Raw genomic sequence first — 16060 nt, forward strand, 5'->3', positions numbered from 1 at the left:
GTTGAAGGGGGCGCTCCGTTGCCTTGACGGGATGCAACCCCTAACTGTCGCCAAGTGAAACCGGCGCAGGGTCTGCCGGTCAGTTCGGGATCGCGCTCATGCCCGCGTCCAATGCCGCTTTGACCGTTTCGGGCCGCGCCATGCGGCGGTTCGCGCTGGCGACCTTTGCGCTTGCCGCTCTTGCTGCTCCCGCGGCTGCGCAGGAGCTGACGCGTCTTTATGCGCCGAAGCCGCCCACCGGCTCCGCTTATGTCCGGGTGGTGGACCTTGCCGCGAGCGGCGCGCCCATCTCAATCGGCAGCGCGGCGGCTGCGGCCGTTCCCGCCGGAGACACCGCCACCATCTACCGCATCGTGAAGGGCGGCACCCCGCTCGCCGTCAGCATTGCCGGCAAGCCGGCCGAGGGCGGCATCGTGCCCCCCGCCGATGCCTTCTCCACCGTCATCGTCCCGACCACCGGCCCGGCGGTGGTGATTGCCGACCCCACCGAGGGCCGCAACGACCTCAAGGCGCAGCTGCGCGTCTACAATCTGGTGCCCGGCTGTGCGGCAAGCGTGGCGGTGGCCGATGGCGGCCCCGTCGTGTTCGAGGGCGTTGCCACCAACGACACCCGCCAGCGCGCCATCAACCCCATCGAGGCGGTTCTGGCGGCAAGCTGCGGAACGGCTGTGTCGCAGCCGCTGAAGCTGCCGCAGCTGAAGGCGGGCGACCATTACAGCCTGTTCCTCCTGCCCGGTGCCAACGGGCCGAAGCTGACGGGCCAGCGCGACGAGACGGAGCCCTATCGCGGGCCTGGCAACTGATCCGGCCCCATGGTTTTCGCTTCCGACAGCTTCCTCTTCCTGTTCCTCCCGGTCTTCCTCATCGTCTATGCGCTGACGCCGGGCATGGCGCGCAATGTCGCCATCCTCGCCTTTTCCTGGCTGTTCTACGCATGGTGGCGGGCGGACTTCCTGCCGCTCATCGTCTCCATCGCCATCTGGTCGTGGGCGACGGGCCTGTGGATTTCCCGTGCCGAAGGGCGGGCGCGGGGTTGGGCGTTGTTCATCGGCATCGTCTGGCCGCTCGCGTCGCTGATCTGGTTCAAATACGCCAACATGCTGGTGCATTCGACCGAGGTGCTCACCGCCTCGGTCTGGGGCTGGCCGGACGTGCTGCTGCCCATCGGCCTGTCCTTCTTCGTGTTCGGCGCCATCTCCTATTCCACCGACGTGTTCCGCGGCACGGTGAAGGCCGAGCCCTCGTTCGTGAACTATGCCACCTACCAGTCCATGTTCGGCCACCTCGTGGCGGGCCCGGTGGTGCGCTATGAATGGGTGGCGCAGCGCCTGAAGGAGCGCACCTTCCACCGCGCCGAATTCATGTTCGGCGTCGAGCGCTTCATGCTCGGCTTCGCCCAGAAGGTGCTGATCGCCGATACGCTCGCGCCCATGGTGGATGCCGGCTACGCCATCGCCCATCCCACCACGGCGGATGTGCTGCTCTCCGTCACCGGCTACACGCTCCAGCTCTATTTCGACTTCTCCGGCTACAGCGCCATGGCCATCGGCCTCGGCCTGATGGTGGGGCTGAAATTCCCGGAGAATTTCGACAACCCGTATCTCTCCACCTCGCTGGCCGAATTCTGGCGGCGCTGGCACATCTCCCTGTCGAGCTGGCTGCGGGACTATCTCTACATTCCCCTGGGCGGCAATCGCGGGTCCACGGGCCGCGTGTCCACCAACCTCCTCATCACCATGGGTCTCGGCGGCCTCTGGCACGGGGCGAGCTGGACTTTCCTCGTCTGGGGCCTCTGGCATGGGTTCGGGCTCATGGTCGGACGGGTGTGGAAGAATCTCGGCCTGCCGGGAACGGGGGCGCTTGCGGGGCACGTCCTCACGCTCGCCTTCGTCATGGTCGGCTGGGCGCTGTTCCGCGCGCAGAGCTGGGTCGAGGCGGGGGTGATCTTTTCCGGCCTCGCCGGTACCAACGGCATCCCGCTGAGCCCGGCCATGGGCGCGGCCATTCGGCCGGTGGAGATCGCGACGGTCGTGCTTGGCATCGGCCTCGTCTATTTGCCGAAGCTCATGCGCATCGATCCCTCCGCGCCCAATCCCGGCCATTGGCTGCGCGCCTGGACGGCTCTGCCTTTGTTCCTGTTCGCCGTGCTGGTGCTGCAGGGGCGGATGGTGGTGCCCTTCCTCTATTTCCAGTTCTGAGGGGGGGACGATGCCGCATCTCGCCCGCGCCCTCGCAACCCTCGCCTTCCTGGCGCTGATGCTGACCGGCCTCGGCTTCGTCGCCGTGCACCTGAAAGGCGAGGAGGCGCGCACGGCGCTCGCGGCGGCGGCCACCCCCGAAAACGTCCTGACCGGCCGCTTCACCGCGGTGCTCGACAAGCAGATCACCGCGGCACTGCCCAAGCTGACGGGGCTTGAGGATGTGGTCTCCGGCCTCGGCTACAAGGTGCTGGGAGATGCCGGTGATCTTGTGCGCGCCGGCTGCCCCGGCTGGCTGTTCTACCGCGAGGAAATGATCGAGACGCCGCAGGCGCGGGCCAATTTCGAAACCCGGCTGAAGATCGCGGCGAAGATCCGCGACCAGTTCGCGGCGCGAAACGTCGCCCTCGTGGTGCTCCCCGTTCCGGACAAGGCGCTTCTGGCGGCCGATCATCTGTGCGGCGCCTCGGTCTCCGGCGAGGCGCGCTGGCGGTTTGATGCATGGTGGGCGCAGAGCCGTGCGCTCGGGCTCGATCAAGTGGAGATCGCGCCCGGCTTCCCCGGCGCAGACGGTTTCCTGCGCACCGACACCCATTGGAACGTCGCCGGCGCGAAGCTCGCCGCCGGGCGGGTGGCAGAGGCGGTGCGCAAGCGCATCGGTGCGGGCACGCAGAAGATCACCCTTTCGGAGAGCCCGCCCCAGCCGCGCATGGGCGACCTCATGCGTCTCGCTGGGCTTGAGCGCACCTGGCGCTGGTCCGGCCCCGAGCCAGACCACGAGCCGGAGGTGTCCGCCTCCATCACCCGCACCGGTGGGCTGCTGGATGACGTACCGGGACCGCAGGTGGTGCTCGCCGGCTCATCCTTCTCGCGCAATTCCGGCTTCCTCGACTTTCTCCAGACCGCCTCAGGCTATGAGGCGGCACAGAAGAGCCGCGACGGCTCCGGCTTTGCCGGCCAGCTTCTCCAACTTCTGATGGACGAGCCGCAGATTTTGACTGAAACGCGCCTCGTGGTGTGGGAATTCCCCATGCGGGCGCTCACCCGGCCGCTGACGGATGTCGAGCGCCGCTTTCTGGGAGATGCGAAATGACGAAGGTCGCCGGTGCTGGACGCGCATTCACCCGCCGCCGCTTCCTGGCTGGAACCATGCTGGCGGGCGGCCTGCTGGCGGCGGGCATTGCCGGCCTGCCCACCCCGGCGGCGGCGCAGAACAGCGGCATCATCTCGGGCAAGGACGGCTGGTTGTTTCCCGGCTGGGAGAGCATCACCGTCCTCAACCGCGCCGGCATCACCGCCAACGTCGCGCTGCTGCAGGAGGCAAAGGCGGCGCTTGCGACGCGCAACGTGACGCTGATGGTCATGGTCGTGCCCATGAAGGCGCCCTTCTACAAGGAAAAGCTGCCGGACGGGACGACGGTTTCCGCCGACGTCGCCGGCCAGTACGACTTCATCATCGACCAGCTGAGGAAGGCCGGCATCGACACCGTGGACCTGCGCCCGGCCTTGAAGTCGGTACAGACGGGCAAGCAGACCAGCTTCTACCGCGCCGATTACCACTGGACCTCCTGGGCCTCCGAGGCGGCGGCGGATGCGGTGGCGCAGGCCATCAAGGCGAAGGTCGGCAAGCTCGCCGGCAGCCCGCCCGGCGACAAGCTTGGCGAATGGGTCACGCAGCGCCATCTCGGTGACCTTGCCCAGCGTTTCCTCACACCGGACCAGCAGAAGCAGATCGGGCCGGACCTCTACACTGTGCGCACGCCGGCGCCGGCCAAGACCTCGCTAGTGGATTCGGCTCCCGCGCCGGTGCACATCATCGGCAACAGTTTCGTCCAGCCCTATCTCGGCTTCCCGCAGAAGCTGTCGAACGCCCTCGACCGGCCGGTGTCACTCACCTGGAACCCGGGCAATGTCGGCCCGTGGGCGACCTTCCTGCAATACGTGACCTCGCCCGACTTCGCGAAGAGCCCGCCGCAGGTGCTGCTCTGGCAGTTCAACGAGGGACCGTTCCACAGCGGCCCGCAGGCGACGGACCAGTGGGACGTGCCCTCCATCATGCCGCCCCAGACCTGGCGCGACCGGATGCTGGCAGCGGTTCGCCGATAGAGATTTCGTTAAGGTCTCCTGCCGAAGTGTTAACGGCGCGCGAGGAACGCCTCCTCGCGCGCCGTTTTCGTTTACGCTTTGGCAACAAACGCGCCATCAAAGTAAATGATCCCTTTACGGCATCTGATTATTAACCCTGCCTGTTAAGGTTAACTGCCATTTAAGTAATCGATGCCAAGGTGGCCCCATGACCACCGCCATTCACTTCCGCACCTCCCCTGCGCTCACCCTCGACCGGGATCGGAAGAGGCTCCTGCGCGACATCGCTCTCGGCCACGTGCTGGCGACATCGATCGCGGCGCTGACGCTCGCGGCGGGACCGGCATGGGCGCAGTCGCCCCAGCCGTCGCAAGCACCGCAGACCCAGCAAGCGCCGCAGGCCCAGCCAGTGCCGCAGGCTCAGCAGGCGCCGCAGACCCGGCAAGCCACTCCGGCGCCGCAGCCGCCGGAACTGACCGGAGCGGCGTGGGCGGCAGCGGATCGCGCCTATGCGGCCCAACGCGAGAAGAGATATGCGGACGTTGTGACCAATGCCCGCGAGGCGCTCAAGCTGCGCCCCGACGTGCCGCGGCTCTGGCTGCTGCTGATGGATGCGCTGGATGCCCAGGGCAAGACCGCCGAAGCGGTCGTCGCCGGCAACGCGGCCATCGCCGCCGGCATCACCGACCAGGCGCTCACGGCCCGGGTTCGCGCGCAGAGCCGCGTGCTGGCGCAGGAGCCCTCTGTCGCCGCGAACAAGGCGCTGGAGGCATCCAATCCGAAGGCCGCCATCGAGCAGGCCCGCAAGGCCGTCGCGCTGGTGCCCGACGACCTCAGCTATCGCGTGCTGCTCGTCTACACGCTGCTCGCCGATGGCCAGCTGGAGGCGGCCGACAAGGCGGCGAGCGAAGCCATCCAGGTGGATCCGCAGTCTTTCCTGCCGCGCACGCTGCGCGGCTATGTCCGGCTGCGCCTCGGCAAGGTGGCGGAGGCGGAACAGGATTTCGACACGGCATTGAAGGACGAGGTGCTCACCGGGCCCACCGCCCACGATGCGCGCCTCGTGATGGCGGATGCCGCCATCGCCGCCGGCCACCCCCAGCGGGCGATCAAGCTTCTGGAACCGGTGGAGCCCGATGCGGCGGTGCAGGCGCGCCTGCGTGTCGCCCGCGCGCAGGAGCGCAATCCGAAGATCGTTCCCGCCAACGCCACCCAGACGCTGCCGGTGCCGTTCCAGAAGTGCACCGACACGCCCTATGGCCCGTCCTGCAGCCTCATCCCGGCGACCACGCCGCCCGGGGGCGGGGTCAGCGACACCCCCGGCTACGATGCCGCGCTCGAAGCCTTCGGCGCCTATCGCGAGGGTAATGACAACCTCTCCGAGGCGCGGATCCGGGAAGCGCTGAAGGAAAATCCGGGCAATGCCCAGTGGCGGCGCCTGCTGATCGATTCGCTCGATCGCTCCAAGAAGTACAAGGAGCTGGACGTCGCCATCCGCGACGCCATCAGCCAGGGCGACAACGACCCCTCCCTGATCGCCCTGCGCGCGGCCAACGACAAGCGCCTCGCCGAGCCGATGGCCGTGCAGGCCATCAAGGACATCGGCCGCGGCAAGGCCTCGACCGCCGTCACCTCGGCGCGGCAGGCGGTGGAGCGGGCGCCGGACGCGCTCATCTTCCGCATCGTCCTCATCGATGCGCTGATGGCCGCCGGCCAGTTCAAGGACGCGGAGACGGCGGCCTCGGGCGCCGTCGCGGACAATCCGAACGAGCCACTGCCCCACATCCTGCGCGCGTGGCTGCTGCAGAAGACCGGCCAGCGCGACGAGGCGGCGCGCGAATTCGACACCGTGCTCAACAGCAACCTGCTGACCGACCTCGAGGAGCTGAACTACCGGCTCATCGCCGCGAACGCCGCCATGGCGGCCGGCAAGCCCGAGGAGGCGCTGAAGGCGCTCGAAGCCCTCGACGCCGACAAGAACAAGGAGGTCGGCGTCCTGCGCAAGCAGGCGGAGGCGCAGGTGAAGGCGCCGAACGCGACCAAGCCGTCCCTCCAGCAGCCCGCCGTGCTGTGCCAGCCGACCAGCTACGGCGTCATCTGCTCGGTGTTCGCCAATCCGCAGATGCAGGCGCCGGGCGTCGCCGGCCTCAATCCGGGCTCCCCCGGCTATGCCGCCGCCAGTGCCGCCTATGCCGCGTTCGGCCGCAAGGACTATGCGACCGCCATCGCCGAGGCGCGCCGCGCGGTGAATGCCGAGCCCGGCAACCGCAATTACCAGACCCTGCTCCTCAACGCCCTGTCGTCGGCCGGCCGCTACGGCGAGGCCGAGGCGGTGGCGAGCCGGCTGCTCGCGACAAGCCCGCGCGATGCCACCCTGCTGGTGCAGCGGGCCAACCTGCGCATGCAGGCCAAGGACTTCTCCGGTGCCGTCGCCGACTACAAGGCGGCGCTGGGCTCCCCCAATCTGCCGCCGGCCCAGGTGCGCATCGTGCGCCTCGGCCTCGCCGACGCGGCGCTGTCCGCCAAGCAGCCGGAAATCGCGATCTGGGCGCTTGAGCCCTACGCCAACGAGGACAGCTACGAAGTCCAGGCGCGCATCGGCTTCGCCTCCCTCGCACTCGACGACAAGGAAGGGGCGCTCGCGGCCTTCACCCGGGCCGCGGCCCGGGCGCGCACCCCGCAGGAACGGATGGCGATGCTCTCCGCCCGCATCGGCGTGCTGTCCCAGCTCGGCCGCAAGGACGAGGCGCGCGCGCTGTTCCAGAACGCCTACAACAGCGGTGCCCTGCGCGGCCTGAAGGCGGTGGACCTCGCGGTGCTGGCGAGCCAGGCGGGCGAGGACGAGCTTGCCTACGAATATTTCTCCGAGGCGAACAGCCGCTGGCGGCTGCGCGGCACCAACCTCATCAATGCCGCCTACAATGCCCGCCGCACCTATCACAATGCGGAGGCGGTCGATTACTTCAAGTCGGCCATCGACGAGGCGCGCGAAGGCAAGCTTCAGCTGGACCCGCAATATCTCTTCGGCCTGAGGCGCGAGGTGGCCGAGCTGACGCGCACCTGGGGCGCCTACGCTTCGGTGAGCTACGGCCCGGTGGGCGTGGCGCCCGGTTCCTTTCTCGTTCCGCAGACCTCGAACGGCTCCAACCACACGGTGGGTGCCGGCGGCGAAATCTACTGGCGCCCGCCGGGGATCGGCTATCGCGACGGCTCGATCTTCGAGCTGTTCGTGCGTGGCTTCGGCACGGTCTATGCGGACAATGGGGGGGCCACCGGCTTCGACACCATCCAGGGCTCCGTCGGTGCACGCTGGAAGCCGTTCTCGACCGAGAACCTGGTGTTTGAAATCTCCTATCTCTTCCCGGTCGGCCAGTATTCCCGCAACGATCTGCTGCTCCGCGCCGCCTATTCCAAGGCTGAGGGCACCGATCTTCGGGTCGACGTGGACAATTGGCGGGCCTGGCAGATCTATGCGGACTACAATTACTTCGTGAGCCTGCCGGAGACGGTGGCCACCTTCGAAGGGCGCTACGGCCAGGCCTTCCGGATGGACGCCATCTCCGACCATCTGGTGCTGTGGCCCTACCTCGCCATCGGCGGCGGCTACGACACCGCCTATGCGACGCCGTTCGCCATGGGCATCGGTCCGGGCATCACCGCCCGCTACTGGTTCAACGAGGACGAATACACCGCTCCGCGCTCCTACCTCGACTTCACGCTCCAGTATCGCTGGAAGCTTGCGGGCGACGACCGGGCCCAGGGCATCTTCGCCGGCGCCTTCCTCTCCTACTGAGCGGAGAGACAGAACAAGCGCCTGAGGGAACAAGGGCTTGCGCCACATCAAGGCGCAGGCCGGCAGCCGGCGGCATGGTCGCCGGCATGACCTGCCCCGATATCACCTGCCCCGATACGAACACCCTTCTCGCCCGCTACGGGCAGCCGGTGCCGCGCTACACCAGCTACCCCACCGCGCCGCACTTCTCCCCGGAGGTCGATGCCGCGACCTATGCCCGCTGGCTCAAGGAGCTGCGGCCGGACGGCACGGTCTCGGTCTACATCCACGTTCCGTTCTGCGCCGAGCTTTGCCTCTATTGCGGCTGCCAGACCGCGGTGGCGCGCAGCCGCACGCCGGTGAAGGCCTATGCCGACCGGCTCGTGGACGAGATCGGCCTTGTCGCCCGCCACCTGCCGGGACGGATGAAGCTGAGCCACCTCCATTTCGGCGGCGGCACGCCCACCATGCTGGCGGATGAGGACTTCGCCGCGATCATGCTGGCGCTGCGCGATGTCTTCGCCTTCGCCGACGATGCCGAGATCGCCATCGAGATCGACCCGCGGGTGATGGATGCCGACAAGGTGGCGGTGCTCTCCCGCGAGGGCTTCAACCGGGCCAGCCTCGGCGTGCAGGATTTCGACCCGAAGGTGCAGGAGGCCATCGGCCGCCACCAGTCGCTGGAGGAGACGCGGGCGGTCGCCGACGCGCTCCGGGCGGCGGGCATCTGCGCGCTGAACCTCGATCTCATGTACGGCCTGCCGCATCAGGATCAGGCGTCCGTGCGGCGCACGGTGGAAGCGGCACTGGCGCTCGACGCCGACCGCATCGCCGTGTTCGGCTACGCCCATGTGCCGTGGATGAAGAAGCATCAGGCGCTGATCCCTGAGCACGCCTTGCCCGGCCCCGCCGAGCGCCTCGCACAGGCGGAGCTGGTGGCCGACATCCTCGCGGGCCACGGCTATCGGGCGGTGGGGCTGGACCATTTCGCCAAGGCGAACGACCCCATGGCCCAGCGCGCGGCAGACGGCTCGCTCAAGCGCAACTTCCAGGGCTACACCACGGACGACGCGCCGGTGCTGATCGGCTTCGGCGCGTCGGCCATCGGCGCCCTGCCCCAGGGCTACGTGCAGAATCTCGCCGCCACGCCCCAGTGGCACAAGGGGGTGGAGGCCGGCGCGCTGCCCATCGCCCGCGGCATCGCGGTGAGCGACGAGGACCGGCTGCGGCGCCATGTCATCGAGCGCCTCATGTGCGACCTCGCGGTCGATCTCGACGACGCCTGCAGGAGCTTCGGCTTCCCGCCGGAGACGTTCGCGGACGAGATCGAGGCGCTGAAGCCCCTGATCACCGACGGGCTGGCGGTGCAGCGCGGCGCCGTGGTGGAAGTGCCGGAGGCGGCGCGCCCGTTCACCCGGGTGGTGTGCGCCGTGTTCGACGCGCGCCTGGTGGCGAGCCGGGCGGCGGCGCCGGAAAAGAAGCGGCACGCCGCCGCCGTCTAAGCTGAGCTTCCCGGCCGAGCCAGCTCGGCCGGGCGCACCAAAGGCCAACACACCGAAACGCACGGGCACAAAAGAAAAGGCCCGCCGAGGCCAGGGGCCGGAGCGGGCCTAAGGGGGAACGCTGCTAATCGGAGAGAGCGCAGCGTGCCGGGGGAAGAACTTCAGGAGTTCAGGCGCTTCAGCGTCGCGCCGTCACGCAGCAGCACACGGCGCGAGGACGGCAGGGCGATGGCGGAAATCTCTTCGAGATGGGTCAGGGTGCGCGACACCGTCTCGATGGTGAGGCCGAGGAAGTCTGCGATGTCCTGCCGCGACATGGGCAGCGTCACCTCGATCCCGTTCGGCCCCTGGCCCGCGCCGGCGCGTTCGGCCATGTCGAGCAGGAAGGTGGCGACCCGCTCCTGAGCGGTCTTGCGGCCGAGGACGAGAAGGTGATCCTGGGCGCGGCCAAGCTCGGCCGCGGTCAGCGCCCACAGGGCATGGGCAAGTTCCGCGTCGTCGGAAGCGCGGGAGAACAGGATCGAGCGCTTCACCCGCACGATCTTGCATTCGCTCACCGCCTCGGCGGAGAAGCGATGGCGGCCGGTCATCTCCCAGCCGAACACGTCGCCGGGGAGACAGAAGGTCTCGATCTGGCGCCGGCCGTCGCCGAGCAGCTTGCAGATGCGCACGGCGCCGGACAGAACGATGTAGAGATTTTCGGCCGGCTGATCCTCGCCGAAGATTTCGGCGTTGCGGGCATAGCTCGCAACCACTCCGAGGCGCGCGACCACTTCAGTGGGGGTTCGCGTGTCAGCCTCCTCGGTCCAGCGATGGGCGGGCCGTGCAGAAGACAGGGGCTCGGCGAAAGACTTGCTGTCGTAAGCCCGGGGCTGGGCGTAGGTCTTGTGGGCGATCGCTGCTGCGGGGCTCGGCATCGGTTGACCCTTCCATCGGAGTTGAGAAAGGGATAACCGGCGGAACGCACGGGAAAAATTCGGATCGAACACTTAAGTCGGTCCCCTTAGGTACTATTACGTAGCGGCGGGACGTCGCATAAAGTGGCGGTTGGCATGGCATTGGTGGCGGCGGAGGGGCCGGTGGCGCACGGGAACAAGCAGATGCTCGGCGATGCTGCGCGCGGCTCTGCCGCGGCACTCGTCGCCCTTCTGCTTTGCCGTCTCGCCGGGCTTCAGCCGCTGAGCGGCGAAGCGCTGCTGCTGCAGCTCGCGGTCATCATCCTGGTGTCCGGACGCGGCCTCGTGGCGGGCGGCGCGGCGGTCGCCGTCGCCTTTGTCGGCGGCGTCGCGCTGCGCGGCCTTTCCAGCATCGATGCGCGGCTCGATCTCGCCGCGCCGGCGCTGTTCCTCGCGGTGGGGCTCGGCATCGCGGTGCTCGGCGAGCGCCTGCGCCGCACCCGCCTCGATGCGGCCGCGCGCGACCGCGACCTTTTGGCCCGCGAGGCACACCTCTCCTCCATCCTCGATACCGTGCCCGACGCAATGGTGGTGATCGACGAGCGCGGCATCATGCGCTCCTTCTCCACCGCGGCGGAGCGCCTGTTCGGCTACACCGCGACCGAGGCGGTGGGGCTGAATGTCTCTGTGCTCATGCCCTCGCCCCATCGCGAGGGGCACGATGGCTATATCGCGCGCTATCTTGCCACAGGCGAGCGCAGGATCATCGGTATCGGCCGCGTGGTGGTGGGCGAGCGCAAGGACGGCACCACCTTTCCCATGGAGCTGGCGGTGGGCGAGATGCGCTCCACCTCCGAGCGCTTCTTCACCGGCTTCATCCGCGACCTGACCGAGCGGCAGCAGACCGAGGCCCGCCTCCAGGAGCTTCAGGCCGAGCTGGTCCACATCTCCCGCCTCACCGCCATGGGCGAGATGGCCTCGACGCTGGCCCACGAGCTCAATCAGCCATTGTCCGCAATCGCCAACTACATCAAGGGCTCGCGCCGTCTTCTGGATGCCGGCACGGTCCGGGTCGAGCTGTTGCAGGGCGCGCTCGAGAAGGCCGGCGAGCAGGCCCTGCGGGCCGGCCAGATCATCCGCCGCCTCCGGGATTTCGTCTCCCGCGGCGAGAGCGAGCGGCGGGTGGAGAGCCTCGCCAAGCTGGTGGAGGAGGCCAGCGCCCTGGCCCTGGTGGGGGCGAAGGAGCACGGCATCCAGGTGCGCTTCCTCTACGACCCGAAATGCGACCTCGTCCTCGCCGACAAGGTGCAGGTCCAGCAGGTGCTGCTGAACTTGATGCGCAACGCCCTGGAGGCGATGATGGAGACACCGCGTCGCCAGCTTCTGGTCAGGACGGAGGCGGTAGAGGACGACATGGTGATGATCAGCGTCTCGGATACCGGGCACGGCATCTCAGCGGAGATGGGCGCGCAGCTGTTCACGCCGTTCGTCACCACCAAGCGGCATGGCATGGGCGTGGGGCTTTCCATCTCGCGCACCATCATCGAGGCGCACGGAGGCCGCATCTGGGCCGAGCCCAATCCCGGCGGCGGCGCCGTATTCCGATTCACCCTCCGCGCCGTGGGCGATGCGGAGGCGGTGCATGATTGAGGAGACAGCGGTGATCCACGTCATCGACGACGACGATGCGGTGCGCGAATCCCTCGCCTTCCTGCTCTCGACCGCCGGCCACGTGGTGCACGAGCACGCATCCGCCCGCCTGTTCGTGGAGGCGGGGCTGCCCGCCGCCGACCCGGCCACGAGCTGCATCATCACTGACGTGCGGATGCCGGGCATGACCGGCATCGATCTGCTCCAGCATCTGAAGGACAAGGGGTCCAGCGTCCCGGTCATCGTCATGACCGGCCATGGCGACGTGCCGCTGGCGGTGGAGGCCATGAAGCTCGGCGCCGCCGATTTCCTGGAGAAGCCGTTCGACGACGTCGCCATTCTCGACACCGTGAAGTCGGCGCTCGACCGCCGCCAGAAGACCAGCCAGCACGATGCCCTGCGCGAGCAGGTGGTGGACCGCGTCGGCGGCCTGTCCCAGCGCGAGCGGCAGGTGCTGGAGTGTCTGGTTGCCGGACAGGCCAACAAGACCATCGCCTATGAACTCGGCATCAGCCCCCGCACGGTGGAGGTCTACCGGGCCAACGTGATGACCAAGATGAAGGCGCAGAGCCTGTCGGAGCTGGTGCGCATGGCGCTGCTCGCCGGCATCGCGCCGCGCCCGACCTGAACCGCCCTTCCGGCATCGAACTGCGCTCCTCAGCCCGCTTGATCTAACGCAAGGCCCCGGAGCCCCCTCCCAAAGTAGGTTATGAGCACCGACCACGCGGACCCGCGAACGGGTCGTGGGAGAATCGTTGGGATGATGGCGTTGGAAGAGCCGCCCGCGTTCGTCGTCCATATCGTCGACGATGACCCGGCGGTCTGCAATTCACTGAAATTCGCCCTCGAGGTGGACGGCTTCAACGTGCAGACCTATGCGCGCTCGGAGGACGTGCTTGCGGCCGACCTGTCCTGTGGCGGTTGCATGATTGTGGACTACAATCTCCCCGGGATCAACGGTCTCGACCTGCTGCGGGAGCTCGACCGGCGCCACGTCCATCTGCCGGCTTTCCTCATCACCAGCAACCCGGCCCTGCATGTGCGCCGGCGCGCCACCGACCAGGGGGTCGCGATCATCGAGAAGCCGCTCCTCGGCAATCAGCTGGCCGAGGCGGTGCGCGACAGCTTCGTTCGTTCCCGCCCCTGCTGAGACGATTTCGCCTTTCCCACTTGCCCCATTTTCCCTAGCGTTACCGACGGACCGCCGCGCCGAACCTGAGGCGGGGTCCGAAGCATCGAGGCCGCCATGACCACGCGCAATCTCGACGCCCTCTTCCATCCCCGTGCCATTGCCCTGGTGGGCGCCAGCAACCGCACCGGCACCGTCGGTGCGCTGGCCGCGCGCAACCTGTTCGAGGCTGGGTTCGAGGGGCCCATCCTCTCCGTCAATCCGAAGGAACGGGCCATCCGCTCCTCGCTCAACTACGCCTCGGTGGCGGACCTGCCGATCCCGGTGGACCTCGCCGTCGTCGCAGCGCCGCCCGACGAGGCGCCCCGCGTGATCTCGCAACTCGGCGAGAAGGGCTGCCGCGCCGCCGTGGTACTTCCGGCCGGCTACGGACCGGGCGAGCAGTTCGAGGGGGCGGAACAGCGTCAGGCGCTTCTGGATGCGGCGCGTCCGCACCTCCTGCGCATCATCGGGCCGAACGGTCTCGGCTTCATCTCCACCCGCCCGCACATCAACGCCAGCATTGCCCACCTGATGCCGGCCAAGGGCGACGTCGCCTTCGTCAGCCAGTCCGACACCATGACCGCGGCGGTGCTGGACTGGGCCCACGCCCGCGGCTTCGGCTTTTCCCACGTGGCGGCGCTGGGCGAGAAGGCGGACGTGGATTTCGGCGATTTGCTCGACTATCTCGCCCTCGACAACACCACCCGCGCCATCCTGCTCTATGTCGAGAGCATCGCCGACGCGCGCAAGTTCATGTCGGCCGGGCGCATCGCGGCGCGCGCCAAGCCGGTCATCGTCATCAAGGCCGGACGCAGCGTGGCCGGAGCGCAGGCTGCCCTGTCCCACACCGGCGTGCTCGCCGGCAGCGATCTCGTGTTCGACGCCGCGCTGCGCCGCGCCGGCATGCTGCGCGTGCACGAAATGCGCGAACTGTTCGAGGCGGTGACAACGCTCTCCGCCGGCATCCGCCTCACCGGCGAGCGGCTCGCCATCCTCACCAATGGCGGCGGGGCCGGCGTGGTGGCGGTGGATGCGCTGGAGGGCAGTGCCGGCCGGCTCGGCACCCTCCTGCCGGCGACGGTGGAAGCCCTCGACAAGGTGCTGCCCCGCACGTGGTCGCGCTCCAATCCCGTGGATATCCAGGCGGATGCGGACGGCGCGCGCTACGGCGCCGCCTTGAAGGCGCTTCTGGCCGACAAGGGTTCCGACGCCGTGCTGGTGCTGCACGCGCCCAACGCCCTTTCCGACAGCAGCGCCGCCGCCGACGGGGTGATGGCGGTGCTGGAGGCGCGCCAGCGCGCGCCCGTGCTCACCTGCTGGCTCGGCGAGAGCGCCGCCGCCAACGCCCGCCGCCGCTTCGCCGGCCGCCGCATTCCCACCTACGACACGCCGGACGAGGCGGTGCGCGCCTTCGGCCATCTGGTGGCCTACCAGCGCAACCAGACCCTTCTCATGGAAACCCCGCCCGCGCGCTCCTTCGACGAGCCCGACCGCCCCGCCGCCCGCCGGCTGGTGGAGGGGGTTCTCGCCGCCGGCCGCTCGGCCCTGACCGAGGTGGAGGCGAAGGCGGTGCTCGCCGCCTATGACATCCCGGTGGTGGACACCCGCATCGCCACGAACCCCGAGGAGGCCGGGCGCCTTGCCGAGGCGATTGGCTTCCCGGTGGTGGTGAAGGTGCTGTCCCACGATCTCACCCACAAGTCCGACGTGGGCGGCGTGCGGCTCGACCTGCGCTCCTCCACAGCGGTCGAAGACGCCTGCCGGGCCATCATCACCTCCGTCGCGGAGAAGCGCCCCGGCGCGCGCATCGAGGGCTTCACGGTGCAGGCGATGATCCGCCGGCCCAATGCCCAGGAGCTGATCGCCGGCATCGGCTACGACAAGACCTTCGGCCCGGTGGTGCTGTTCGGCCAGGGCGGCACGGCGGTGGAGGTCATCGGAGACCGGGCGGTGGCGCTGCCGCCGCTCAACGGGGTGCTCGCGCGCGAGATGATCGAGCGCACGCGGGTGGCGAAGCTGCTCGCCGGCTATCGCGACCATCCGCCCGCCGACATGAATGCGGTGGCCGGCACGCTGGTGAAGGTGGCCGAGCTGCTCGCCGACCTGCCGCAGATCGCCGAGCTGGACATCAATCCGCTGCTCGCCGACGAGCACGGCGTCCTCGCCCTCGATGCCCGCATCGTGGTGCATCCGACGCGGGTGGAAGGCACCGACCGCTTCGCCATCAAGCCTTTCCCGTCCGACCTGTCGAAGACGCTGGAGCTGACCGACGGCTCAACCGTGGCGCTGCGGCCGATCCGGCCGGAGGACGAGCCCGGCCTCGTGGACGTGGTGCACCGCTCCGATCCGCAGGACGTGCGAATGCGCTTCCTCGGCTCGGTGAAGGACTTCCCGCACCTGATGGCCGCCCGCCTGTCGCAGATCGACTACGACCGGGAGATGGCCTTCGTGGCGCAGGAGGACAACGGGGACATCTGCGGCGTGGTGCGCATCATCGCGGACCCCGACAACGACGCCGCCGAATACGCGATCATGGTTCGGTCGGATTTCAAGGGCAAAGGCCTCGGCTTCCAGCTGATGAGCGAGATTCTCGCCCACGCCAGGAAGAGAGGACTGCGGCAGGTGTTCGGAGACGTGATGCGCGAGAACGGCCCCATGCTGCGCCTCGCCGAGGATCTCGGCTTCAAGGCGACGCCGGGCAGTGACGACCCCTCGGTGATGCGCGTGGTGCTCAACCTTGACGTGCCGTCCGATGTTGGTGCCCAGATACCAGAGGAAGCTTGACG

General features: G+C 68.6%; 11 protein-coding genes. 10 read left to right on the top strand and 1 reads right to left on the bottom strand.

Annotated elements, in window-relative coordinates:
• Positions 1–98 precede the first annotated feature (98 nt).
• The 6 genes from EJ105_RS04755 to hemN all read left to right on the top strand — a co-directional run bounded on the left by EJ105_RS04755 (position 99) and on the right by hemN (position 9557).
• Positions 99–803 (top strand): alginate O-acetyltransferase AlgF, encoded by a 705-nt coding sequence (locus EJ105_RS04755; protein WP_250165467.1) that lies wholly within the window; start codon positions 99–101, stop codon positions 801–803.
• A gap of 9 nt (positions 804–812) precedes the next feature.
• On the top strand, positions 813–2198 hold the full coding sequence (locus EJ105_RS04760) for an MBOAT family O-acyltransferase (protein ID WP_250165468.1): 1386 nt from the start codon (positions 813–815) through the stop codon (positions 2196–2198).
• A gap of 10 nt (positions 2199–2208) precedes the next feature.
• Positions 2209–3291 carry an alginate O-acetyltransferase AlgX-related protein gene (locus tag EJ105_RS04765; RefSeq protein ID WP_250165469.1) on the top strand — a complete coding sequence of 361 codons (1083 nt, stop codon included), beginning with the start codon at positions 2209–2211 and terminating at the stop codon, positions 3289–3291.
• Positions 3288–4304, top strand: a complete 1017-nt coding sequence (locus EJ105_RS04770; RefSeq protein WP_029556290.1) for an alginate O-acetyltransferase AlgX-related protein — start codon at positions 3288–3290, stop codon at positions 4302–4304. Before EJ105_RS04765 ends, EJ105_RS04770 begins: the two co-directional genes overlap by 4 nt.
• A gap of 187 nt (positions 4305–4491) precedes the next feature.
• On the top strand, positions 4492–8076 hold the full coding sequence (locus tag EJ105_RS04775; RefSeq protein WP_250165470.1) for a bacteriophage N4 adsorption protein A: 3585 nt from the start codon (positions 4492–4494) through the stop codon (positions 8074–8076).
• An 86-nt stretch (positions 8077–8162) separates the two neighbouring features.
• Complete coding sequence (gene hemN, locus EJ105_RS04780; protein ID WP_250165471.1) at positions 8163–9557, top strand: oxygen-independent coproporphyrinogen III oxidase; 1395 nt, start codon at positions 8163–8165, stop codon at positions 9555–9557.
• A gap of 161 nt (positions 9558–9718) precedes the next feature.
• On the opposite strand, the gene EJ105_RS04785 is transcribed toward hemN, so the two are convergent.
• Positions 9719–10474 (bottom strand): helix-turn-helix domain-containing protein, encoded by a 756-nt coding sequence (locus tag EJ105_RS04785; protein ID WP_024276571.1) that lies wholly within the window; start codon positions 10472–10474, stop codon positions 9719–9721.
• 183 nt (positions 10475–10657) lie between these two features.
• Between EJ105_RS04785 and EJ105_RS04790 the strand changes: the two genes are divergently transcribed.
• The 4 genes from EJ105_RS04790 to EJ105_RS04805 all read left to right on the top strand — a co-directional run bounded on the left by EJ105_RS04790 (position 10658) and on the right by EJ105_RS04805 (position 16058).
• Positions 10658–12103, top strand: coding sequence for a sensor histidine kinase (locus EJ105_RS04790; RefSeq protein WP_250165563.1), 1446 nt, complete (start codon positions 10658–10660; stop codon positions 12101–12103).
• On the top strand, positions 12096–12731 hold the full coding sequence (fixJ, locus tag EJ105_RS04795; protein WP_250165472.1) for a response regulator FixJ: 636 nt from the start codon (positions 12096–12098) through the stop codon (positions 12729–12731). The genes EJ105_RS04790 and fixJ overlap by 8 nt, the downstream gene beginning before the upstream one ends.
• Positions 12732–12863: 132 nt before the next feature.
• Entirely contained in the window at positions 12864–13253 is a 390-nt protein-coding gene (locus tag EJ105_RS04800) for a response regulator transcription factor (protein WP_024276568.1), read from the top strand.
• Positions 13254–13349: 96 nt separating this feature from the next.
• Positions 13350–16058, top strand: a complete 2709-nt coding sequence (locus tag EJ105_RS04805; RefSeq protein ID WP_250165473.1) for a bifunctional acetate--CoA ligase family protein/GNAT family N-acetyltransferase — start codon at positions 13350–13352, stop codon at positions 16056–16058.
• Positions 16059–16060: the final 2 nt, after the last annotated feature.

The organism is Xanthobacter aminoxidans, assembly GCF_023571765.1.
GTDB lineage: Bacteria > Pseudomonadota > Alphaproteobacteria > Rhizobiales > Xanthobacteraceae > Xanthobacter > Xanthobacter aminoxidans.

Coding starts and splice junctions, on each gene's coding strand:
- EJ105_RS04760 (WP_250165468.1), top strand. CDS start 813: ATGGTTTTCGCTTCCGACAGCTTCCTCTTCCTGTTCCTCCCGGTCTTC.
- EJ105_RS04770 (WP_029556290.1), top strand. CDS start 3,288: ATGACGAAGGTCGCCGGTGCTGGACGCGCATTCACCCGCCGCCGCTTC.
- EJ105_RS04800 (WP_024276568.1), top strand. CDS start 12,864: ATGATGGCGTTGGAAGAGCCGCCCGCGTTCGTCGTCCATATCGTCGAC.
- EJ105_RS04805 (WP_250165473.1), top strand. CDS start 13,350: ATGACCACGCGCAATCTCGACGCCCTCTTCCATCCCCGTGCCATTGCC.
- hemN (WP_250165471.1), top strand. CDS start 8,163: ATGACCTGCCCCGATATCACCTGCCCCGATACGAACACCCTTCTCGCC.
- EJ105_RS04785 (WP_024276571.1), bottom strand. CDS start 10,474: ATGCCGAGCCCCGCAGCAGCGATCGCCCACAAGACCTACGCCCAGCCC.
- EJ105_RS04765 (WP_250165469.1), top strand. CDS start 2,209: ATGCCGCATCTCGCCCGCGCCCTCGCAACCCTCGCCTTCCTGGCGCTG.
- EJ105_RS04755 (WP_250165467.1), top strand. CDS start 99: ATGCCCGCGTCCAATGCCGCTTTGACCGTTTCGGGCCGCGCCATGCGG.
- fixJ (WP_250165472.1), top strand. CDS start 12,096: ATGATTGAGGAGACAGCGGTGATCCACGTCATCGACGACGACGATGCG.
- EJ105_RS04775 (WP_250165470.1), top strand. CDS start 4,492: ATGACCACCGCCATTCACTTCCGCACCTCCCCTGCGCTCACCCTCGAC.
- EJ105_RS04790 (WP_250165563.1), top strand. CDS start 10,658: ATGCTCGGCGATGCTGCGCGCGGCTCTGCCGCGGCACTCGTCGCCCTT.